Origin of the sequence: Pseudaquabacterium inlustre (assembly GCF_038066595.1) — a bacterium.
In the GTDB taxonomy this organism is placed as follows: domain Bacteria; phylum Pseudomonadota; class Gammaproteobacteria; order Burkholderiales; family Burkholderiaceae_C; genus Pseudaquabacterium; species Pseudaquabacterium inlustre.
The window spans coordinates 132,934-155,505 of sequence record NZ_JBBUTH010000008.1; the positions used below are offsets into that span (position 1 = coordinate 132,934).

A 22,572-nucleotide genomic window follows, 5' to 3' on the forward strand; every position below is an offset into this window, starting at 1 on the left:
GGACTGCCGTGATCGCGAAACACTGGCTCCAGTCGGGCCTGCTGGCCCTGGCCGCCACCGCCCTGCCGGCGGCACATGCCGTCAACAACATGCCGCAGGTGATGCAGGACACCGTCACCAACCTGAAGATCGACCTGGGCTGGGATGTGGGCGGCAGCGGGTACGTCAAGGGGCAATACTGGGACGTCTGGTTCGCCGAAACCTGGGATGACCTGGCAAAGGCCTGGCGCGTCGAACTGAGCTATCTGCACAAGACGGGCCCGCATGGGGAACAGATCGAGAACGTCATCCATGCCCTGCCGGTGGCCGTGGTGGCCGCCGGTGGTTCCAGCTTCTCCGGCGGTACCGAAGACCATCTGCCGTCCACGCCGCACACGCTGGCCCACCAGTGGAATCTGGCAGCCTGGGCCCAGTCGGTCGACAACCAGGGCCAGTCGCCGGGCGGCTTTGCCGCATTCCAGGTGGCCCATGTGCCCGAGCCGGGAACCTGGCTGATGCTGGCGGGCGGTCTGGCCGCTCTGGCGCTGCGCGCGACGCGTCGGCGCTGACGCTGCGCGTCGGGCGCTTGCGCCCGGCTACGGTGCCTCGGGGTGCCGTGTCTGCGCCGTGCTGGGCTGTGGCGGCAGGCCCTGCAGGTGCCCGGCCTCGGCCCACTGCACGATGCGCAGCGTGCCGCCCTCCCAGCGCAGCCGGTTCAGACCGGTGTTCGGGATCTCGCAGGTGCGCGGGCCGGCCAGCGGCTGGCCCTGCGCGGTGCGCCACAGCATGTCCAGCACGCCCCCGTGGCTGAACACCGCCACGCGGCGGCCCGCGTGCTCGGCCAGCAGCGCATGCAGCGCCTGCATCACACGGCCGTGGAACACCGCGTTGCTCTCGCCGCCGGGCGGCGCGTAGTCGGCCTCGTGCCGCACCCACTGTTGCCAAACCTGCGGGTGCTGGCTGCGGATGGTGGGCACATCCAGCCCTTCCAGCACCCCGAAACCCTGCTCGCGCCACAGCGCCTCGGGCAGCGGCAGCAACGGCGGCACACGCCCGTGCCGACGTGCCACCGACTCGGCGGTGGCGCGGGCGCGCTGCAGGTCGCTGGTGATGATCAGGTCCAGCGGCTCGTCGACCAGGCGCTGCGCCAGGCGCTCGGCCTGCGCCAGGCCCATCGGGTTGAGCGGCACGTCGATCTGCCCCTGGAAGCGGTGCTGGCGGTTCCAGTCGGTCTCACCATGGCGAATCACGAGCAGTTCGGTCATCGCGCCATTGTCCGGGCAATCCCCAGGGCCGCCGCGCAGCCTGGGTGACACCACAGGCCGCCCGGCGCGGCATCATCCGCCGCACCACCAAACCCCACACGAGGAGACCGCATGCGCCTGAGCACCCCCATCCGCCCCCTGCTGCTGGCCGCGCTGCTGGGCCTGGCCACCGCCGCGCCACTGGCCCCGGTGCAGGCGCAGGGCCTGCCGATCGCCCGGCCCGAGGCCGTGGGCCTGTCGTCCGAGCGGCTCACGCGGGTGAGCGACTGGCTGCGTGCCGAGGTGGCCGCCAAGCGCATCCCCGGCGCGGTGGTGATGGTGATGCGCGGCGGCAAGCTGGCCTATGTCGACGCCGTCGGCCAGCGCGACCCGGCCAGCCCGGCGCCGATGAAGACCGACGACATCTTCCGCATCTACTCGATGACCAAGCCCATCGTCAGCGTGGCCGCGCTGATGCTGGCCGAGGAGGGCAAGCTGCTGCTGGAGGCGCCCATTGCGCGCTACATCCCGGCCTTTGCCGACGTGAAGGTGGGCGTCGAGAAGACCGACGCGCAAGGCCACAAGACGCTGGAACTGGTGCCGCCGCGCCGCCCGCCCACCGTGCAAGACCTGCTGCGCCACACCGCCGGCCTGACCTATGGCTTCTTCGGCGACGGCCTGGTCAAGCAGGCCTACCAGAAGGCCGGCATCACCGCCGCCGGCGACATCACCAACGCCGAGTTCGCCGAGAAGATCGCCAAGATGCCGCTGGCCTTCCATCCCGGCAGCACCTGGGACTACAGCAACGCCACCGACGTGCTGGGCCGCGTGATCGAGGTGGCCTCGGGCCAGACGCTGGGCGCCTTCCTGCAGCAGCGCATCTTCGCGCCGCTGGGCATGAAGGACACCAGCTTCTACGTGCCCGAGCCCGAACGCCAGGCCCGGCTGGCCGAGCCCCTGCCCGACGACCGCGTGATCGGCGTGGGCGCGCAGGTGGGCAACCCGCGCCAGGTGGAGAAGATGGAATCGGGCGGCGGCGGCCTGGTGAGCACCGCGCCGGACTACATGCGCTTCCTGGCCATGCTGCGCCACGGCGGCGAACTGGAAGGCAAGCGCCTGATCAGCCCGGCCACGCTGGCCTACATGACGGCCGACCACCTGGGCAGCAGCGTGGCACGCACGCCGCTGTACCTGCCCGGCCCGGGCTACGGCTTCGGCCTGGGGTTGGCGGTGCGCACCAGCGCCGGCGAGGCCGCCTACCCGGCCGCGGTGGGAGAGGTCTACTGGGGCGGCGCCGGCGGCACCTACATGTGGCTCGACCCGGCGCAGGACCTGGCCGTGGTGTTCATGATGCAAAGCCCGAAGATGCGCGTGCCCTACCGCAGCATCCTGCGCAACATCGTGGCGGGGGCGGTGATGGAGCCACGGGTGCCCAACAGCCGGTGAGCGGCGCACGACGCCCCCTCTGGCGCACCGGACTGTGACAAAACGCAATCCGGTGCGCCCGATCCACCGTTCCCTCGTGCGGATCGGTCACAACCGGGCTCGCGCCCCGGGTTTGCACGGATCGGGGTTACAAGTCGACGCAGTTCGGGCCTCGAAACCACCCATTCGCGTGCCGACAACCGAACCATCGGGTGCCGAGGTGGACGGCAGAATCGCAACGGTTGACGGATGAGCTCGGATCGAGACCCACCCGTCATTCCCTTCTGCAGTCCAGGGAAGGCACTCGACAGCAGTGTTGTTCTGCAAAGGGCAAACCACGCGAAAGCGTGGGACGCAAAGTCAACGGTCTAAAGGGCGGCAGCCCCATGACGGCAGGACTGCCAGACGCCACGCGCAGTGCCCGCTGCACTTCGCCATGACCAGCGCCCCCACGGGCTGGGGGTGCCCATCGTCTGCGCCAGTCCGCCGCTCGTGGCTGCAGTCACGAGTTGGAGCATGTCGATGGTTTCCGGTCCCCTCCTGACGCGCCGCGCTGCATCCGCTGCGTCCATCCGCGGTTCCCTGCCGCCGCGTCGCATGCTCGCGGCCTGGGCCGCCGGCTTGGCGGCCTGCACGCTGCCTCTGGGGACCCTGGCCCAGGTGCCGGACTGGGCTCTGGGTCGACTGCTGCTGATGCCGCGCGCCGGATTGAGCAGCGCCGACCTCGGCAAGGCGCTCAAGCCGCACGGCGGCAGCACGCGCAAACTGGGTCAGGACAACCTGCACTTGCTGCAACTTCCCGTCGGCGCCTCTGAAACAGCCGTGCTGGCGCAACTGAAGAAGCATCCGCATCTGAAGTTCGCCGAGTTGGACCGACGCGTACCAACCGCCCTGGTCGCCAACGATCCCTACATCGGCAGCCAGTGGCATCTCGGTCGCATCCAGGCGCCGAGCGCCTGGGACACCAGCCAGGGCGGTGGCGTGACCATCGCCATCCTCGACTCGGGTGTGCTGCCCACCCATCCCGACCTGCGGCAGGTGGCGGGCTGGAACATGGTGGACAACAACAGCAACACCGCCGACGTCACCGGCCATGGCACCTCGGTGGCCGGTGCGGCCGCGGCCATCGCCAACAACGCCAGTGGCGTGGCCGGCGTGGCCGGCGCCGCCAGCGTGATGCCGATCCGTGTGGCCGACAGCACCGGCTATGCCTACTACAGCACCATCGCGAGTGGTCTGAGTTGGGCCGCCGACCGTGGCGCGCGGGTGGCCAATGTCAGCTTTGCTGGCGTGTACGCCAGCGCAGCCGTTCAAAGCGCAGCGCAGTACTTCCGCAGCAAGGGCGGATTGGTGGTGGTCAGCGCCGGCAACACCGGCAGCAATGACGGATCGCCCGCCGTGACCTCGATGATCCCGGTCTCGGCCACCGACAGCGCCGATGTGCGGGCCAGTTGGTCCAGCTATGGCAACTACGTGGCAGTGGCCGCGCCCGGCGTCGGCATCTGGACCACTGCCGCCGACGGCAGCTACCGCGCCGCCTCGGGCACCTCGTTCGCCGCGCCGGTGACCGCCGGTGTCGTGGCGCTGATGATGGCCACCAACCCGGCGCTGGGGCCATCGCAGGTCGAGAGCCTCCTGTACGGCACCGCCACCGACCTGGGAGGCGCCGGCCGCGACATCTACTACGGCCACGGCCGTGTGGACGCAGCCGCCGCGGTCGTTGCTGCGCGCAGCGCCGTGGCGGCGGACACCCAGGCGCCCAGCGTGGCCATCACCACGCCAGCGGGCGGAAGCACAGTGAGCGGCGTGACCACGATCGATGTCGCTGCCAGCGACAACATTGGCGTCACCCGCGTCGATTTGATGGTCAACGGCAAACTGGTGGCCTCAGATACCGTGGCGCCCTACCAGTTCGCCTTGGACTCGGCCACGCTGGGCAACGGCAGTGCCTCGCTGAAGGCTGTGGCCTATGACTCGGCGGGAAACAGCGCCTCTTCGACCAGCCTGGCCGTCACGGTGGCCAATGCCAGCCTGCTGGTGGCCGACAGCACGCCACCGGTGGTGGCCATCACCCAGCCAGCCCAGGGCAGCAAGGTCAGCGGAACCACCGCAGTCAGCATCAGCGGCAGTGACAACCTGGGCACGGCCGCGCTGAAGCAGTCGCTGTACCTGGACGGCGTACTGGTGACCAGCGGCACCGGTGGCAGCCTGTCCTACAACTGGAACACCCGCAAGTCGGTACGGGGCACGCACACGCTGACCGCCGTAGCCCGCGACGCCGCCGGCAACGAGACCCGGACCTCGGTGACGGTCAGCAACTGAGGGGCCGCGGCCGCTCCAGTCGCGGCGCGCCCAGCGCAGCCCAGCAAAAAGGCCCGCCGAAGCGGGCCTTTGCCATGGAGCCGAGCGACGTGTTCGCCGGCTCAGGCAGCGCGCGGACGGCGACGCATGGCCGTGGCCGTGCCCATGCCCAACAGAGCCAGACCAGCCAGGAACACCGAGCCCGGCTCAGGCACCTGGTTCTGACCACCGCCACCGCCTCCACCGCACCCCGTGGTTCCGCTGATGCAGCCAGCGAACTCATAAGACTTCCCGGTGTTGCCCACACCCTGGAACTTCGCGCCGTAGGGGCTGGTGAAGGTGACCCCGTTGGTGGTGAAGTTGCCGGCCGTGGTCAGCGTCATCCGGAAACTCGACGAACCGCCTTCGGCCATGCCGTCGCCAATGTCGCCGCCGCTGCAGCCGTTGGAGGTGTAGACGCACAAATCCACCCTCTTTAAGGTGGGCAGCGTATCGTTCAGCACCGAATCCCAGGTGCCGGAGGTGTCGGTGACACCGGTCAGCGTGGGCGACACCACGTCAATGCCCAGCGCCGTCAGCGTGTTTTGACCCGGGCCGCTGGAGTTGTTGGCGATCGTGACGTTGAAAGTGGCGCTGGTGGCCGTCAGGGCCGTCAGCACGAAGTTGGCAGACGCATTCAGGGTGGCGCCGTCCCGCACGGTCTGAAACAGCAGCGTGCCGCTGCTGCTGACCGATGCAAAGTTCAAGTCAGCCGCCTGGGCCGAGCCAGCCAAAGCCGCTGCAGCCACCACCCAACCACGAAGCGAAGTCATGCCCAACACGTCGAATCTCCAGCCGACCGCAAGAGGGTCTCCGCACAAACGAAAGCAAATCTCGAGCCAAAGGCAAAAAACTTCCACTGATCAATGAGTTGGCACTGACCAGCTCCGAAACTGTCACATCATGTCGCGACGGCCGTCAAGTTTCCCGACAAGACTGCGTGGGACTGGCCACCCGCCCGGGTGGGACCCACCGCCAGCGCCGGCAGCTTGCGATACGCTTGGTTACCAGGAACCGCGCGCGTGACGCTGCGTCCGGTTTCACCGATCTGGGAGACCGCTTGACGCTGCGCAGTCCGTTCTCGACCCCGTTCCGCCTGGCCCCTGGCCTGCTGCTGGGACTTTGGCTGGCCGGCTGCGGCGAGGCGCCCGACGCCAGCCACTCAGCCACCGAGGCGCGGTCCCTGCTGTCGGCCGGCCATGCCGCCAGCGCCGTGCAGGCGGTCAAGGTCGCGGTGGCGGCCCAGCCCGACGCACCCGAGCCCCGCCTGCTGCTGGGCCAGGCGCTGCTGGCCGCCGGCGACGGGGTGGCGGCCGAGGTGGAGATCAGCCGCGCGCAGTCGCTGGGGGCGTCCGCCGACGATGCCTTGCCGCTGCTGGCCGAGGCGCTGCTGGCGCAGCGCAAGTTCGAGCCCCTGCTGGCCTTGATGCGCGAGCCGCCGCTGCCGGCCCGCGCCGATGCGCGCGCCAGCGTCTGGCGCCACCAGGCCGAAGCGCTGGCCATCCGCGGCGAGCGCGCCGAGGCCCGCAAGCGGCTGGCGTTGGCCTTGGAGGCGCAGCCGGCCCATGTCGGCGCACGCCTGCTCGACGCACGGCTGCTGGCCGCCGACGAGGCACTGCAGCCCGCCCTGGCGCGCATGGACGCCCTGCTCGGCGAGGTGAACGACCAACCCGACCTGTGGCTGTTCAAAGCCGAACTGCTGGCCCGGCTGCGTGCGCCGGACAGCCAGCGCCAGGCTGCCCTGGAACGTGCGCTGGCCTTGCGCACAGACCTGGTGCCGGCGCATGCAGGCCTGATCTCGCTGGCCCTGGAGCGCGGCGACCTGGCGCTGGCCGGACGGCGGCACCAAACCTTGGCTCAACTGCAGCCGCACCATGCCAGCACGCTGTACTTCGAGGCCGTGCTGGCCGAGCACGCCGGCGATGGCGCGCGGGTACGCGGCCTGGCCCAGGAACTGGTGCGCCGCCTCCCAGAAGACACGGCCATCCTGATGCTGGCCGGCCGCGCAGCCATGGAGGCTGGCGCCTACGGCCAGGGGATCAGCCTGCTGGCACGCGCAGCGCGGCTGGCGCCCCGAAATGCCGAGCCCAGCCGATTGCTGGCCCAGGCCCAGCTGCGCACCGGCTGGCCTGACAAGGCCCTGGCCGCACTGCGCCCGTTCATCGGCGAGGCCGCGCGCGATGCCGACGCCCTGCTGCTGGCGGCCCGCGCCATGCGGCTGAAGGGCGACGCCCCAAACGCCGAAGCGCTGGCCCGGCGTGCGCTGGCCCTGCGCCCTGACGACGGGCGCTGGCGCCTGACCGTCGCGCTGTGGATGTCAGGTCGGCTGCGCGAGGCCATTGCCAGCGATCCGCTGGACGGTGGGTCGGCCGAGCTCGAGGCCGGCGGCCTGCCAGGCCTGGTCCGTCTGCAACTGGCCGCCCGCGACCTTGCCGGCGCGCGGCGTACGCTGGACGCGCTGGAGCGCGCGCAGCCCGGGGTCGCTGGCTGGCAGATCCTGCGCGCCCGGCTGGCGCTGGCGGAAGGTCAGCGCGCGACCGCACGCCAGCGGCTGGAGCAAGCGCGCGAGCGCGACCCCGCCCACCCTGCTGCGGTGGCGCTGCTGGCGCGTCTCGACCTGGACGAGGGCCGTCCCGATGCGGCCATGGTGCGCCTGGACAGCCTGCTGGCGGTCTCGCCGCGCAACCTGGACGCGCGCCTGGCCAAGGTACAAGTGATGCGCCAGCGCGGCGCCGAGCCGGCGCAGGTGCAGGCCGTGCTGGCCGAGGCAGTGCGCCTGCATCCGCAAGACCCCAAGGCACACCTGGCGCTGATCGACGCACTGGCGGCCGACCAGCGCGGCGACGCCATGCTGGTGGCGGCCAAGGCGGCCACCGCCGCCGTGCCCGATCATGTGGACCTGATGGACCGCCTGGGCCGCGCCCACCTGATGCAGCGCGAACTGCTGCAGGCCGAGACCACCTTCAAGCGCCTGGCCGCGTTGATGGACCGACGCGCCTACCCCTATGTTCGCGTGGCCGAGGCCCAGCTGGGCCGCGCCCAGTTCGACAGCGCGCGCGAAAGCCTTCGCGTGGCGCGCCAATTCGAGCCTGACGACATCGAGGCCCTGCGTGCCTCGGTGGCGATGGCGCTGCGCGACGGCCGCGTCGACAACGCCCGCGCCCTGGCACAGGAGGCGCGCCAGCGCTGGCCGCAGTTGCCGCTGGCGGCGGCACTGCTGGCCGACATCGCCGCCAGCACCCAGCGCTGGGCCGAGGCGATCAGCGCCTACCGTGAGGCGCTGGCGCGGCAGCCCGGCTCGGCTGAGCTGACCCAGCGCCTGCACGACGCCCTGCTGGCCGACGGCCAGGCGGAGGCCGCCGCGCAGACGTTGGCGAACTGGCAACGCGCCCATCCTGACGACCCGACGCTGTTGCAACACCTGGCGTCGGCCAGCCTGGGCCGGCGCGATTGGCCGAACGCCGAGCGCCTGTACCGCCAGTTGCTGGGTCAACGCCCGGACGACCTGCTCGTGCTGAACAACCTGGCCATGGCACTGCTTCGCCAGCGCAAGCCCGAGGCCCTGACCCTGGCCGAGAAGGCACTGGCGCGCGCGCCGCAGCATCCGGCGGTGATCGACACCGCCGCGCGGGCCCACGGCGAGGCAGGCCAGTGGGCTCGCGCCATCGAGCTGCAGCGTCGTGCGGTGAGCCTGCAACCGCTGGACCGCGGCCTGCTGCTGAACCTGGCCTCGCTGCAGTTCCGCGCCGGTGAGTTGGAGGCCGCGCGCGAGTCCTTTGTGCAGCTGACCCGCATCGGCCTGGGCACGCCCCTGGGTGCCGAGGCAGAGCAACTGCGCCAGCAGTTGGGTCTGCCGGCCGGCGGCGCCCTGCAGGGCAACGAGGCCTGGCAAGCCTCAGCACCATCCGCGGGCGCGACCCCGGCCGGCGGCCCAACCGGCTGGCTGGCCCGCGCCGAGACAGCGGCCGCGGCGGTGCTGGCACTGGGCCTGCTGGGCGGCTTGGCCTTGCTGCTGCGCGCCGCAAGGCACCCGCCGTTCGTGCTGGTGCGCCAGACCCTGCCGCTGGCCGCTCCGCCCGAGCGGGTGCGCGCGCTGCTGGGCGACCTGCGCCAGTGGCCAACCTGGAGCACGCTGCCGGGCCTGGCCGATGACCGCGCGCCGCGCTTTGACGCCGTTGCCAACAGCACGGCGTCAAAGCGCTGCGAGTGGCCAGCGCGCGGCGCCCTGCCTGGCGGCACGCTGGAGCTTCTGCCGGCATTGGAGGCCGGCCATGTGCTGGCCGAACGCATCGACGAGGGCACACAGGGCCTTCGCCAGCTGTGGGACTTCGCACCGCAGCCCGACGGCGCCGGCGGCACGCTGCTGACCTGCACCGTGCGCGAACCGGCCCACTTCGGCCGCCACCTGCGCCTGATGTTCAGTGGTCACCTGCGGCGCCTGTCCTCGCAATTGCAGGCCGACCTGGCCCGGCTGCAGGCGCTGAGCAGCCACGGCGAGCAGGGGCACGAGAACGCCTGACCTACGTCGAAAGCGTTGATACTGGCGCCCCTGCTTGGGGTGCTGAACCCGCCGGGCCTCGCGGGTCGCGCTGGCCGGCGTGGCGCCCACGGTGGACCTGACCGGCCTCGGCCATGTCACCTGCGGCGATGCCAACAGCCACTCGCTGGTGGTGGCCAGTCGTCACGCCTGCGGCGGCGCAGTCGGGCGTTGGATGCCACCAATGACTCGCGCACCCAGGCACAACGGCTGGCGGTTATGCCGGCGGCCCCGGATCACGCCCCGTCTCCGGTGCGCGGCGGTGCGCCGCTGGTCGCCGATCTGAGCCAGTACATGTTGCGGGTGGATCTGCGGTATGGCTGGGCCGAGCCCTTTGCCGTCATTGGCAACGGCGGCCATGCTCGCTGTGACGGGGGCACCGCCGTCTCGCAGGTCAACAACTTCGAGCAGGTGTTCATCGGTGCGTCGCCTTTCAGCCCTGGCCAGGTGCCCGAGCCGATGAGCCTGCTGCTGGCGGGCGCCGCCACGCGCCGCCGCACCGCGCGCTGAACCAGGCGGCCCAGTACTCAACTGGCCGCCAACGCCTGATCCAGATCCGCGATCAGGTCGTCGATGTGCTCGATGCCCACGCACAGGCGCACCGTGTCCTCGCCCACGCCGCTCTTGGCCAGTTCCTCGGGTGACAGCTGGCGGTGGGTGGTGCTGGCCGGGTGGGTGGCCAGGCTCTTGGTGTCGCCGATGTTGACCAGTCGGGTGAACAGCTGCAGCGCGTCCAGGAAGCGCTCGCCGCCGGCGCGGCCGCTCTTCACGCCGAAGGTCAGCAGGCCCGAGGCGCGGCCGCCCATCTGGCGCTGCACCAGCGCATGGTCGGGGTGGTCTTCCAGGCCGGCGTAGTTCACCCAGCCCACCTTGGGGTGCTGCTGCAGATGGCGCGCCACGGCCAGCGTGTTGTCGCAGATGCGGTCCATGCGCAGCGCCAGGGTCTCCACGCCCTGCAGGATCTGCCAGGCGTTGAACGGCGAGATCGCCGCGCCCATGTTGCGCAGTGGCACCACGCGGGCGCGGCCGATGTAGGCCGCCGGGCCCAGCGCCTCGGTGTAGACCACGCCGTGGTAGCTCACATCGGGCTCGTTCAGGCGCTTGAAGCGCGCCTTGTGCTGCGCCCACGGAAACTTGCCGCTGTCGACGATGGCGCCGCCGATGCTGGTGCCATGGCCGCCCAGGTACTTGGTCAGGCTGTGCACCACGATGTCGGCGCCATGCTCGATGGGCCGGCACAGGTAGGGGCTGGGCACGGTGTTGTCGACGATCAGCGGAATGCCGTGGCGGTGGGCGATGGCCGCCAGTGCCGCGATGTCGGTGATGTTGCCGCGCGGGTTGCCCAGGCTTTCCACGTAGATGGCCTTGGTGCGCTCGTCGATCAGCGGCTCGAAGCTGGCCGGGTCGCGGTCGTCGGCAAAGCGCGTGCTGATGCCGTACTGCGGCAGCGTGTGGGCGAACAGGTTGTAGGTGCCGCCGTACAGGCTGGTGGAACTGACGATGTTGTCGCCGGCCTCGGCGATGGTCTGGATGGCGTAGGTGATGGCCGCCTGGCCCGAGGCCAGTGCCAGCGCCGCGATGCCGCCTTCCAGCACCGCCACCCGCTCCTCCAGCACCGCCTGGGTGGGGTTCATGATGCGGGTGTAGATGTTGCCTGGCACCTTCAAATCGAACAGGTCGGCGCCGTGCTGGGCGCTGTCGAAGCTGTAGGCCACGGTCTGGTACAGCGGCACGGCCACGGCGTGGGTGGTCGGCTCAGGCTGGTAGCCGGCGTGGACGAGCTGGGTCTCGAAGCGCCAGGCGCGGGTGTCACGGGTCATGTCTTCTCTCCTGCTTGCATGGGCCAGGGTTGGCAATGGCCACCGTGCCGATCGACACCGATCGACACGGCAGCCGGCCAGTCTAGGCCCCGACCGACGCGGCACGCCATGCGAAGAACGCGCATCGATGCGTGAAATCCGCAGCAGGCGCGACGCGCCCGACCCGGCCATCCCCCCGCGTTCTCGGGAATGCGCCCCACCGCGCGGCGTGGCCAAAGACTAGAGTCTCGGGTTTTCCCGCCATGCCCACCCCGCACCGCCCCCGCCTCCCACGCCGCCTGGCCACGGCCGCCCTGTGCGCGCTGGCCTGGGCCGCCGGTGCGGCGCAGGCCCAGGTGCCGGGCATCGACGCGGCGCTGAACGCCGGCGTGGCCGCGTTGCCGATGGTGGCGCCGCGCGCCCCCGCCGGCCCGGTGGTGCCGGCCACCGTGGAGCGCTGGCGCGAGGAGGCCAAGCTGCTGGAGCATGGCGGCAACGGCATGGACCGCGACCCGGCGCGCGCCGCCACGCTGTACTGCCAGGCGGCGCGCCACGGCGATGCCGAGGCGCAGTTCAACCTGGCCTGGATGCTGGCCAACGACCGCGGCGTGCTGCGCGACGACGTGGCCGCCGCCCACCTGTTCGCGGCCGCGGCCGAGCAGGGCCTGCCGCAGGCCATCCAGATGGCCAAGCGCCTGGGCGAGCCGCGCGGCGAGCCGCCGGTGTGCCTGCGCCCGCCCGACAGCGACCGCGCGCTGGCCGCTGCCGATGCCAAGCCCGTGCCGCCGGCCCTGCCCAACCGCGCCGCCGCGGCACGCGTGCCGATGTCGCGCGCCGCCTGGCATCCGCTGTTCGACGAAGCGCCCAAGCCCATCGTCGACTTCGTCAAGATCGTGGCGCCCGAGTACCAGCTGTCGCCGCAGCTGGTGCTGGCCATCATCGCCACCGAGTCGGGCTACAACGCCAACGCCCAGTCGCCCAAGAACGCGATGGGACTGATGCAGCTGATCCCCGACACGGCGCGCCGCTTCAACGTGCGCAACATCATGGACCCGGCGCAGAACATCCGCGGCGGCATGGCCTACCTGCGCTGGCTGCTGGCCTTCTTCGAAGGCGACGTGACGCTGGCCGCGGCCGCGTACAACGCGGGTGAGGGCGCCGTGGTGCGCTACCGCGGCGTGCCCCCGTACGCCGAAACCCGCGCCTATGTGCGCAAGGTGGTGGCGCTGCTGGGCGACGGCAGCCGCCAGCCCTTCGACGCCCGCGTCACCGAGCCCACGCCCGCCCTGCCGCTGATGCGCAGCGTGACGGGCGCAGTCCACATCCGCTGATCAGGCGGCGGCCGGTGCGGCGGTGAGCTTGCCGCCGATGAACTCCGACAGCCAGCCGAAGGCCGTGCCGATGGCGATGGACACCAGCGTGGGCAGCAGCGCATCGGCGGGCGCCAGACCCTTCGGCAGGATCAGGCCGGCCACGCAGGCGAAGCCGTAGACGCTGGCCGGGATGGTGCCCAGCAGGCCCACGTGCGCCGCCATCACGATGGCGGCGGCGCCAAGGCCCACGGCCACCGGGGCCGCCAGCGCGCCCACGGCGCCCAGCTGGCCGGCCAGCATCACGCTCAGCATGCCCACCAGCGCACCGAAGGCCATGCACACCACGGTCTTGGTGGCGCCGGCCGTCTTGCCGCCCGAGTGGTAGAAGCAGGCCCAGGCCACGAAGGCCTGCCACACCTGCACCTGCAGGGCCGCCAGCGGCCCGAGGAACAGCCAGGTGGCCAGCACGGCCAGGCCGCCAATGGAAAAGGTCAGCGCAAACAGCACGCTCATGGTTTGTCTCCGGATGTGTGGGTATGGGAACACCCATGCCAGCCACCCGGCCGGCATGGCGGTGCGCACGGGTGCGCGCCGCCAGCGGCCACCGCAAGACACGGGCCATGCGCCGTGTGTGCCACTTCGGCCATCCAAGTACCCGATGAGCGCGGGTTAACGCCGATCCTGCGCAGGCGGTCTGCGCCGCACTGACGCAGGGTAGCGGCTCAGTGCAGCATGGCGCCCGAGGCCAGCTCGGTGCCTGCCAGCACCTGCGGCGGCACCACCTGCCAGCGCTGCGCCCAGTCGTGGAACTGCGCCAGCGGCAGCGGCTTGCTCATGTGGTAGCCCTGGCCCTCGTCGCACTTCAGGCCGTGCAGCAGCTTCAGGATGGCCTCGTTCTCGACGCCCTCGGCCACCACGGTCAGGCCCAGGTTGTGGGCCAGGTCGATGGTGCTGCGCACGATGGTCGCGTCGCCGCTGCTGCGCTCCATGCCCATCACGAAGCTCTTGTCGATCTTCAGTTCGCTGACCGGCAGCCGGCGCAGGTAGGCCAGCGACGAGTAGCCGGTGCCGTAGTCGTCGATCGACAGCTTGTAGCCGCGGCTGGCCAGCTGGTTCAACGTGGCCTCGGCGCGGGCCGGGTCGTCCATGATCGCGCTCTCGGTGATCTCCAGGCAGAAGCCCTCGGCCTTGGCGCGGTGGCGGTGCAGGATCTCGTCGAGCTTGTCGGGCAGCTCCTGGTCCATCAGGTCGCGGGTGGACAGGTTCACCGACACGCGGCGCACGTTGGCGCGGGCCAGCGCGGCCTGCGCGGCGGCGGCCTGTTCCACCATCCACAGCGTCAGCTGGCGGATGAAGCCGGTCTGCTCGGCAAAGGGGATGAACTGCAGCGGCGGCACCAGGCCGCGCTCAGGGTGCTGCCAGCGCACCAGCGCCTCGGCGCCGCACACCACGCCGGTGGCGATGTCGATCTTGGGCTGCAGGTACAGGCGCAGTTCGTCGCGGTCGACGGCGCGGCGCAGCTCGCTCAGCAGCGACAGCGTCTGCGCGCTGGCGGTGTCCACCGACGGGTCGTAGACCTGGGCGCCGCCGGTCTGGCGCTTGGCGGCGTACATCGCCACCTCGGCGCGGCGCAGCAGACCGTCGGCGTCCAGGGCGTGCTCGGGCCACAGCGCGATCCCCACCCCGGCCGACAGGTCGATGGTCTGGTCGTCCAGCGTCAGCGGCTGCTCGAAGCACACCGCCAGGCGCTGCGCCACGGCGGCCGCATGGGCCATGCCGGCACCGCGCAGCAGCAGCGCGAACTCGTCACCGCCCAGGCGCGCCACCAGGTCGCTTTCGCGCACCAGGTGCGGCAGGCGCTCGGCCACGCTGCACAGCACGCGGTCGCCGAAGTCGTAGCCCAGCACGTCGTTGACATGCTTGAAGCGGTCCAGGTCCAGCATCACCACAGCCATCTCGTCGTGGTCGGCATCGGCCTCGCCGATCGCCGCCTGCAGGCTGCCGCGCAACGCGCTGCGGTTGGGCAGCTGGGTCAGGCGGTCGCGGAAGGCCAGGTCGCGCAGCGCCTGCTGCTGCTCGGCCAGGCTGCCCCGCATGTGGTCGAAGGCGCGGCTGAGCTCGCCGATCTCGTCGCGGCGCTGCAGGTGCGCCAGCGGCACCGTGGCGTCGCCGCGGGCCAGCGCGTCGCTGGCGCGGGCCAGCTGGCGCAGCGGCCGGGTCACGCGTCGCGCCAGCCAATGGCTGCCGGCACCGAACAGCACCAGGCCCAGCAGCGTGATCAGCGCCAGCGTGGCCTGCAGCACGCGGTAGTGCGCCACCACCGCGTCCACCGATCCGGCCAGGCGCAGCACCACGCGGCCCTCGTTGCCGGCGGCCACCGGCACGGTGCGCACCAGCCAGCTCTCGGCGCCCAACGCCAGCTCGCCATCGGCCAGCTGCTCGGCCAGCGGCTGGGGCGACACGCCCGCCGGCAGGCTGCTGACCAGTACCCGCGCCGCGGCGCGCAGCGGCTGGGCCAGCACCGTGGCCTGCAGGCCCGAGACGGCATGCATGTCGTCCACCAGCGCGCGGTCGAGTGGGAAACCCATCGCCACCCAGCCCACCAGCACCGGCGCGCGCATCGGCACCAGCACCAGCTGCAGCGGCCGGCCATCTACCAGGGCCACCTGGGTGCGGCCCTGGCGCTTGGCCAGCTCGGGCGCGGCGCGGCGCAGGGCCTCGGCCAGCGCGGGGTCGGCGGCCTCGTGCGTGGCCACCACGGCCAGCTGCGTGTCCAGCAGCGCCGCGTCGGTGGCGCCGATGCGGCGGCGGTGGTTGTCCAGCGCCGAGCGCAGCGTGGCCACATCGTGGCTGGCCACGGCATCGCGAAAGCCATAGTCGGCCGCAAGCAGCGCCGCGCCCTGGTGCAAGGTGGCCGAGCGCTGGTCGAGCAGGCGCTGCCACACCTGGGCACCCAGCGCGATGCGCTCGTCCAGGCCGCGGCGGGCGTTGACCTCGATGCCCTGGCGGATGGCCACGAAGCCGGCCAGCTGCACCAGCAGCAGCAGCGCCAGCGACACCACCACCAGGCGCGCCACCAGGCCGCGGGTCACCCACCAGCGGCGCAGCTCGCCCGCCACGGGCAGGGACGGCGAGGGTGATCGGGCGTCCATCAGCTGCCCCCACCCAGGCGGAACTGGGCGCGCTGCGGCGCACCGGCGGCGGCCACGGTGACCGCCTGCTCGGCGGCCGGTGCCCCCGGCGGCAGCTCGGGATGCCAGGCGCGCAGCCGGTAGGCGCCGGCCGGCACGCCGGCCAGCGTGGCCTGGCCATCGGCACCGCTGCGGCCGACATGCGGCGTGTCCAGCACCACCACCCAGGCGGCCATCTGGTCATGGATGTTGCAGCCCAGCACGGCGATGCCGGGGCGGTCGAACACCACCGGCGCGGCCGGTGTGCCGACGTAGAGCTTGATCTCGAACTTCTTGGTCGGCGAGAACGAGTAGACATGGTGGCGCACCGTGTCCTCGTTCGGAAAGCTCACCGCCGTGCCCACCGGCACCACGGTGACCTGGGGCTCGAACTGCTTGTGCCGCTGCACGATGGCCACCCCGGCGGCCGGCTTGAGCGCGGCGCGCGCCTCGGGCGACTCGGCGAACACCACGGCGCCGGCCAGCGGCTTGCCGGCGGCATCGGTCACCTGCACCTGCAGGGTGCCGGCGGCGGCGGGCAGCAGGGCCGCACCAAAGGCCGGCACCATCGCCAGACGGGCGACAGACGGCAGCAGGGCAGGAAGGCTGGGCATGGGCGGAAGGCAGGCGGACGGACGACCGGAGCCCGCGCCGCAGGCACGGCGAGACCCGACACTCGTCTATCGGCCGCGCGGCGCGCCGACTTGAGGCACGGCGGCCGTGGCCGCCCGCCCCCCCCCCCCCCGGCGCTGGCCGGGCGCTTCAGTCCGCCAGCGTCTGCGCGCTGGCGATCACGCCGCCACCCAGGCACACCTCGCCGTCGTACAGCACGGCCGACTGCCCCGGCGTCACCGCCCATTGCGGCTCGGGAAAGCGCAGCGCAAAGCGGCCGCCGTCCAGCGCCTGCAGCGTGCACGCCGCATCGGCCTGGCGGTAGCGCGTCTTGGCGGCCAGCGGCCCATCGGCCGGCGGTTCACCGGCCACCCAGGCGCAGTCGTCGAAGCTCAGCTCGGGCGACTGCAGCCACGGGTGGCCGTGGCCCTGCACCGCCACCAGGCGGTTGCGCGCCAGGTCCTTGCGCGCCACGAACCAGGGCTCGTGGTCGCCAGCACCGCGCGCCGCGCCCTTCTCCTTCACGCCGCCGATGCCCAGGCCCTGGCGCTGGCCCAGCGTGTAGAAGCTCAGCCCCACGTGCTGGCCGATGCGGCGCCCGCGCTCGTCGACGATGTCGCCGGGCGCGTGGCTGAGGTAGCGGTTCAGGAACTCGCGGAACGGTCGCTCGCCGATGAAGCAGATGCCGGTGGAATCCTTCTTCTTGGCGTTGGGCAGGCCGATCTCGGCGGCGATGCGGCGCACCTCGGTCTTGGGCAGCTCGCCCACCGGGAACAGGGTGTTGGCCAGCTGCGCCTGGTTCAGCCGGTGCAGGAAGTAGCTCTGGTCCTTCAGCGGGTCCAGGCCCTTCAGCAGTTCATGCCGGCCGGTGGCCGCATTCAGCCGCACGCGCGCGTAGTGGCCGGTGGCGATCTTGGCCGCGCCCAGGCGCATGGCGTGGTCGAGGAAGGCCTTGAACTTGATCTCGGCGTTGCACAGCACGTCGGGGTTGGGCGTGCGGCCGGCCTGGTACTCGCGCAGGAACTCGGCGAACACGCGGTCCTTGTACTCGGCCGCGAAGTTCACGTGCTCCAGTTCGATGCCGATCACGTCGGCCACCGCGGCGGCGTCCAGGAAGTCCTGGCGCGACGAGCAGTACTCGCTGTCGTCGTCGTCTTCCCAGTTCTTCATGAAGATGCCGACCACCTCGTGGCCCTGCTGCTTCAACAGCCAGGCCGTGACGGCCGAATCCACGCCGCCGGACAGGCCGACGACCACACGCTGCAGGGAACCGGGAGCAGGAACGGGAGACATGGCCCGATTGTCCCTTGCCCGCCCCGAACCCCGTCACGGCCAGGACATGGGCGCTGCGAAGAATCCGCCGCTCCACTGCCCCTGAGGAGGAGCCCATGTCCCACCACCGTCGCGCGCGCCCGGCCGTCGTCGCCGCCTGTCTGTTGTCCCTCGCCACCCTGGCCGCGCTGCCCGTCACCGCGCAGGCCGCCGGCACGCTGCAAGGCTGGGCCGTGATGCCCGCGGCCACCTTTGCGCCCGGCCCCACCTCGGGCCAGTTCGCGTTCACCAACAGCGCCAGCCCCGCCAACAACCCGCCCTACCTGAACGCGCAGCCGGTGCAGGGCTTCTCGGCCGTGCTGGCCGGGCCCACGGCCGGCAGCTACTACGTGATGCCCGACAACGGCTTCGGCAGCAAGGCCAGCTCGGCCGACACGCTGCTGCGCGTCTATGCCGTGGCGCCCGACTTCCGCACCGCCAGCGGCGGCAGCGGCACGGTGGCGGCCGCCAGCCACAGCAGCGGCGCCGCGCTGGGCAGCTTCAGCGCGGCCAGCCACATCACGCTGGCCGACCCCGACCGCAAGCTCGGCTTCGCGATCCAGGCCGACTACCTGAACTACTACAACAACGCCGCCAATCCGCTGGTCGACCCGGCCATCAAGGCCGGCCGCCTGCTGACCGGCGCCGACTTCGACATCGAGTCGGTGCGCAAGGACAAGCACGGCAACCTGTGGTTCGGCGAGGAGTTCGGCCCCTTCCTGGTGAAGACCGACGCCACAGGCAAGGTGCTGCGCCAGGAGATCCCGCTGCCGAACTTCAAGCCGGCCGGCTCCACGGCCACGGGCGGCTTCGTGATGTCACCGAGCAACCCCTTCCTGGGCAGCGGCACGGCCAACCTGCGCAACTCCAACGGCTTCGAGGGCATGGCCATCAACCCGGCCGGCGACAAGCTGTTCACGCTGCTGGAAGGCACGGTGACCGGCGACGACGGCACCAACAAGGCCCTGCGCATCGACGAGTTCAGCATCGACGCCGAGGCCTACACCGGCCAGCAGTGGCTCTACAAGCTGGACGCCGCCGGCACCAACATCGGCGACATGACCGCGGTGAACGACCACCAATTCCTGGTGATCGAGCGCAACGGCACCACGGCCACCAGCGCCACCGGCACGCCGTTCAAGAAGATCTTCCTGATCGACATCGCCGAGGTGGACGCCGCCGGCTTCGCCAAGAAGACCGAGGTGGTGGACCTGATGAACGTGGCCGACCCGCACGACCTGAACGGCGACGGCAGCACCGCCTTCACCTTCCCCTACGTGACCATCGAGGATGTGCTGATCCTCGACAGCCAGACGCTGCTCGTGATCAATGACAACAACTTCCCCGGTGGCGGCGGCCGCGCGCTGACCTCGGACCACACCGAGTTCCTGAAGATCGGCCTGAGCACGCCGCTGAATGTCAGCGCCGTGCCCGAGCCGGGCAGCTACGCGCTGATGGCCGGTGGCCTGGCCCTGCTGGGCGCGGTGGCACGGCGCCGCCGCGGCTGACTGGTGCACCCGGTCGCCGGGTACGGCGACCACCCGCCGGGCGGGTGCCCAGGCGGCTTGGGGCGGCCCGGCGCTCGCCTGGGTCTCCTCAGCCCGCCAGCGCCCAACGCCCGTCGTCCAACTGGCGGGCATCGCCGTCGGCCAGCAACTCGTCCAGGTGCTGGCCGATGCTGCGGCGCTCGACGCCGGTGATCCAGTCGGCCTCGTGGTCGGGCTTGTAGATCAGGCGGCGCGCGGCGAGCTGATCCAGCGTCTGCGGGCCATCGGCCAGCATGGCCAGCAGGCGCGCGCGGCGCTCGTCGATGCGGCCGGCAAAGGCCCTCAGTGCCGCCAGGAACTCGTCGCGGTCGGTCAGCACCGCGCGGTGGTGCGAGGTGACCCACACCCCCGCCTCCAGTGCCGCCACGGCGCGCAGCGTGCGCCGGAAGTCGGCCAGGCTGGACGTGGCATCGCCGTAGTACGGGCCGAAGCTGGACAGGTCGATGTCGCCGATGAAGGCCAGGCCCTCGCTGTCGACGATCAGCGCGCAATGGCCGGCGGTGTGGCCCGGCAGGTGCTGGGCGCGCACGGTGACGCCGCCGCCCAGCGACCACTGCGCGCCGTCGGCGTAGCCGGTGGCGTCGGGCCGCGGGGCGTAGGCGAAGTCGCGCTCGATGCGCGCCTTCAACGCCGTGAGCACCGCCTCCTCGTAGCCGAAGTGGCGCGCCAGGCCGTCCCAGCTCTGCGCGGCCGCCAGGTCGGCCTCGTGCACCTGCACGGCGGCCTGCGGCACGCGGCTCAAGCCCGCCATGTGGTCCTCGTGCACATGGCCCAGGATGACCCGGTCCACGGTGTCGAAGGCCTCGCCGATGCGCTGCGCCACCAGCGGCGTGTCGAAGGCCACGCGCTCTTCGGCGCCGCTCACCAGCACCTGGTTGCCGTCAGGGTACTTGCCGGATTTGTCGCCGAGGTGGATGGTCACCGACCCGAAGCTGCGCACCTCGCCGCTCATCGCACGGCCCCGTGCACCGAGGCGTGGGTCGTCACCGCGTCCAGCGGCAGGCGCTTGCCGGCCAGGTGGTCCTCGATGCATTGCAGCAGCAGCGGGCTGCGGTGGCGGGCCACGCTGGCGCGCACCTCGTCGGGCGTGAGCCACAGCGTGCGCACGATGGGCGCGTCCAGCGCGCGGCCGGGCTCGGGCTCGCCCACGCTGCCGCAATAGGCGAAGCGCACGAAGGTGATGTCCTCGGCCGGCCGGGGCAGGCCATCCACCAGGCGCTCACCACGCTGGAAGCGCGACAGGTACACACCCACCAGCGCCTGTGGCACGAAGGCACAGGCTGTCTCTTCCAGACACTCGCGCGCAGCGGCCTGTTGCGGGGATTCGCCGGGGTCCAGGTGGCCGGCCGGGTTGTTGAGCCTCAGCCCCTCGGGCGTCATCTCCTCCACCAGCAGGTAGCGCGGGCCGTCGGGGTCATTGCGCGACACGATGGCGGCCACGGTGACGCTGGGCTTCCAACGCGAGTCAGTCATCGGTGTCTCTGGCAGCGGTTCATGTCGCGATGATGCAGTGTCAATGGGGTGCGACCTCTATCACGCGCGCGACGGCCGCAAGAATGAAGTCAGGTAAGCTTCTTGCAGACAAAAGGGCGCCTTCCAAGGCGTTGAAAGCACGCGCGGTGCGGGGCACGAGCCCACCGCGCCCACCCGACACGACGAGGAGTTCCGTTCATGGCTTTGTTGATTGGCGTCCCGAAGGAGACGGCCGCGGGCGAGAAGCGCGTGGCCACCGTGCCGGAGGTGGTGGAAAAGCTCATCAAGCTGGGCTTCCGGGTGGCGGTGCAAAGCGGCGCGGGTGATGCGGCCAACTTTGCCGACGACACCTACCGCGCCGCCGGCGCCGAGGTGCTGCCCGATGCCGCCACGCTGTACGCCCAGGCCGATGTGGTGTTCAAGGTGCGCGTGCCCACCGCCGAAGAAGTGGCCCAGCTGCGCGAAGGCAGCACGCTGATCGGCTTTGTCTGGCCGGCGCAGAACCCCGAGCTGATGCAGCAACTGGCCGCCAAGAAACTCACCGTGCTGGCCATCGACTGCCTGCCGCGCCAGCTGAGCCGCGCGCAGAAGATGGACGCGCTGACCTCGATGGCCGGCATCAGCGGCTACCGCGCCGTCATCGAAGCCGCCAATGCCTTCGGCCGCTTCTTCAACGGCCAGGTCACGGCCGCGGGCAAGATCCCGCCGGCCAAGGTGTTCATCGCCGGGGCCGGCGTGGCGGGCCTGGCCGCCATCGGCACCGCCGCCAACCTGGGCGCCATCGTGCGCGCCAACGACACGCGCGCCGAGGTGGCCGACCAGGTCACCTCGCTGGGCGGCGAGTTCGTCAAGGTCGACTACGAGGAAGAAGGCTCGGGCGGCGGCGGCTATGCCAAGGTGATGAGCGAAGGCTTCCAGGCCGCGCAGCGTGCGATGTACGCGCAGCAGGCCAAGGAGTGCGACATCATCATCACCACCGCGCTGATCCCCGGCAAGCCCGCGCCGCGGCTGATCACGGCCGAGATGGTGCAGAGCATGAAGCCGGGCTCGGTGATCGTCGACATGGCCGCCGAGCAGGGCGGCAACTGCGAGCTCACCGTGCCGGGCGAGGCCGTGGTGCGCCACGGCGTCACCATCGTGGGCTACACCGATCTGGCCAGCCGCCTGGCCAAGCAATCGTCCACGCTGTACTCCAACAACCTGCTGCGCCTGACGGAAGAGCTGTGCAAGGCCAAGGACGGGCAGCTGAACGTCAACTTCGAGGACGACGCGATCCGCGGCCTCACGGTGGTCAAGGCCGGTGAAGTGACCTGGCCCGCCCCGCCGCTGAAGCTGCCCGCGCCGCCGGCCCCCAAGGCTGCGGCCGCCGCCGTGCCCAAGGCACCGGCCCACGGCCACGGCCCGGGCGAGCCGATGTCGGGCCAATCGCTGGCCATCGTGTTCGGCATGGGCGCCCTGCTGTTCGGCCTGGTGGGCCTGTACGCGCCGGCGGCGTTCCTGAGCCACTTCACCGTCTTCGTGCTGGCCTGCTTCATCGGCTACATGGTGGTGTGGAACGTCACGCCCAGCCTGCACACGCCGCTGATGAGCGTGACCAACGCGATCAGCTCGATCATCGCCATCGGCGCGCTGGTGCAGGTGGCGCCGCCGCTGGATGCCGGGGGTGCAGCCAACCGGCCGAATGCGCTGATCCTGGGCCTGGCGGTCTTTGCGCTGGCGCTCACGGCCGTCAACATGTTCGGCGGCTTCGCGGTCACGCGTCGCATGCTGGCGATGTTCCGCAAGTGATCCCGACAACGACAACAACAAGGACCGGAACATC

17 protein-coding genes and 1 riboswitch are annotated in these 22,572 nt (G+C 71.3%); of the genes, 8 read left to right on the plus strand and 9 right to left on the minus strand.

Going from position 1 to position 22,572, the window contains the following annotated elements; genetic code table 11:
* The first annotated feature begins 8 nt into the window (after positions 1-8).
* Complete coding sequence (locus AACH10_RS15195; protein ID WP_341411296.1) at positions 9-548, plus strand: PEP-CTERM sorting domain-containing protein; 540 nt, start codon at positions 9-11, stop codon at positions 546-548.
* A gap of 27 nt (positions 549-575) precedes the next feature.
* Here AACH10_RS15195 and AACH10_RS15200 read toward each other — a convergent pair whose 3' ends face one another.
* On the minus strand, positions 576-1,244 hold the full coding sequence (locus tag AACH10_RS15200) for a histidine phosphatase family protein (protein ID WP_341411297.1): 669 nt from the start codon (positions 1,242-1,244) through the stop codon (positions 576-578).
* 111 nt (positions 1,245-1,355) lie between these two features.
* Between AACH10_RS15200 and AACH10_RS15205 the strand changes: the two genes are divergently transcribed.
* The gene (locus AACH10_RS15205; RefSeq protein WP_341411298.1) at positions 1,356-2,669 is read left to right on the plus strand and encodes a serine hydrolase domain-containing protein; all 1,314 of its coding nucleotides are present in this window, start codon (positions 1,356-1,358) and stop codon (positions 2,667-2,669) included.
* 298 nt (positions 2,670-2,967) lie between these two features.
* Positions 2,968-3,054, plus strand: a riboswitch (cyclic di-GMP riboswitch).
* Between the two features lie 191 nt (positions 3,055-3,245).
* Positions 3,246-4,970 (plus strand): S8 family serine peptidase, encoded by a 1,725-nt coding sequence (locus AACH10_RS15210; protein ID WP_341411299.1) that lies wholly within the window; start codon positions 3,246-3,248, stop codon positions 4,968-4,970.
* Between the two features lie 101 nt (positions 4,971-5,071).
* Here AACH10_RS15210 and AACH10_RS15215 read toward each other — a convergent pair whose 3' ends face one another.
* The gene (locus AACH10_RS15215) at positions 5,072-5,761 is read right to left on the minus strand and encodes a cistern family PEP-CTERM protein (RefSeq protein ID WP_341411300.1); all 690 of its coding nucleotides are present in this window, start codon (positions 5,759-5,761) and stop codon (positions 5,072-5,074) included.
* 287 nt (positions 5,762-6,048) lie between these two features.
* On the opposite strand from AACH10_RS15215, the gene prsT reads away from it, so the two are divergent.
* The gene (gene prsT, locus AACH10_RS15220) at positions 6,049-9,507 is read left to right on the plus strand and encodes an XrtA/PEP-CTERM system TPR-repeat protein PrsT (protein ID WP_341411302.1); all 3,459 of its coding nucleotides are present in this window, start codon (positions 6,049-6,051) and stop codon (positions 9,505-9,507) included.
* Between the two features lie 189 nt (positions 9,508-9,696).
* Positions 9,697-10,035, plus strand: a complete 339-nt coding sequence (locus AACH10_RS15225; protein ID WP_341411304.1) for a hypothetical protein — start codon at positions 9,697-9,699, stop codon at positions 10,033-10,035.
* Positions 10,036-10,052: 17 nt separating this feature from the next.
* Here the strand turns inward: AACH10_RS15225 and AACH10_RS15230 are convergent, their stop codons facing one another.
* Complete coding sequence (locus AACH10_RS15230) at positions 10,053-11,345, minus strand: O-acetylhomoserine aminocarboxypropyltransferase/cysteine synthase family protein (RefSeq protein ID WP_341411305.1); 1,293 nt, start codon at positions 11,343-11,345, stop codon at positions 10,053-10,055.
* A gap of 242 nt (positions 11,346-11,587) precedes the next feature.
* Between AACH10_RS15230 and AACH10_RS15235 the strand changes: the two genes are divergently transcribed.
* Positions 11,588-12,655 carry a lytic transglycosylase domain-containing protein gene (locus AACH10_RS15235; RefSeq protein WP_341411306.1) on the plus strand — a complete coding sequence of 356 codons (1,068 nt, stop codon included), beginning with the start codon at positions 11,588-11,590 and terminating at the stop codon, positions 12,653-12,655.
* On the opposite strand, the gene AACH10_RS15240 is transcribed toward AACH10_RS15235, so the two are convergent.
* From AACH10_RS15240 to mnmA, 4 genes are all read right to left on the minus strand, one after another.
* A complete protein-coding gene (locus AACH10_RS15240) occupies positions 12,656-13,150 on the minus strand; it encodes a DUF1097 domain-containing protein (RefSeq protein WP_341411307.1) in 495 nt (164 codons plus the stop codon). It abuts the gene before it with no gap.
* A gap of 209 nt (positions 13,151-13,359) precedes the next feature.
* Positions 13,360-15,789 carry a putative bifunctional diguanylate cyclase/phosphodiesterase gene (locus AACH10_RS15245; RefSeq protein WP_341411308.1) on the minus strand — a complete coding sequence of 810 codons (2,430 nt, stop codon included), beginning with the start codon at positions 15,787-15,789 and terminating at the stop codon, positions 13,360-13,362.
* Entirely contained in the window at positions 15,789-16,421 is a 633-nt protein-coding gene (locus AACH10_RS15250) for a methylamine utilization protein (protein WP_423228613.1), read from the minus strand. Before AACH10_RS15250 ends, AACH10_RS15245 begins: the two co-directional genes overlap by 1 nt.
* Before the next feature lie 148 nt (positions 16,422-16,569).
* On the minus strand, positions 16,570-17,712 hold the full coding sequence (gene mnmA / locus AACH10_RS15255) for a tRNA 2-thiouridine(34) synthase MnmA (protein WP_341411309.1): 1,143 nt from the start codon (positions 17,710-17,712) through the stop codon (positions 16,570-16,572).
* Between the two features lie 95 nt (positions 17,713-17,807).
* On the opposite strand from mnmA, the gene AACH10_RS15260 reads away from it, so the two are divergent.
* Positions 17,808-19,238 (plus strand): esterase-like activity of phytase family protein, encoded by a 1,431-nt coding sequence (locus AACH10_RS15260; RefSeq protein ID WP_341411310.1) that lies wholly within the window; start codon positions 17,808-17,810, stop codon positions 19,236-19,238.
* 88 nt (positions 19,239-19,326) lie between these two features.
* Here the strand turns inward: AACH10_RS15260 and AACH10_RS15265 are convergent, their stop codons facing one another.
* Complete coding sequence (locus tag AACH10_RS15265; RefSeq protein ID WP_341411311.1) at positions 19,327-20,229, minus strand: MBL fold metallo-hydrolase; 903 nt, start codon at positions 20,227-20,229, stop codon at positions 19,327-19,329.
* Entirely contained in the window at positions 20,226-20,750 is a 525-nt protein-coding gene (locus AACH10_RS15270) for an NUDIX hydrolase (RefSeq protein WP_341411312.1), read from the minus strand. The genes AACH10_RS15265 and AACH10_RS15270 overlap by 4 nt, the downstream gene beginning before the upstream one ends.
* Before the next feature lie 198 nt (positions 20,751-20,948).
* Between AACH10_RS15270 and AACH10_RS15275 the strand changes: the two genes are divergently transcribed.
* The gene (locus AACH10_RS15275) at positions 20,949-22,538 is read left to right on the plus strand and encodes a Re/Si-specific NAD(P)(+) transhydrogenase subunit alpha (RefSeq protein WP_341411313.1); all 1,590 of its coding nucleotides are present in this window, start codon (positions 20,949-20,951) and stop codon (positions 22,536-22,538) included.
* Positions 22,539-22,572: the final 34 nt, after the last annotated feature.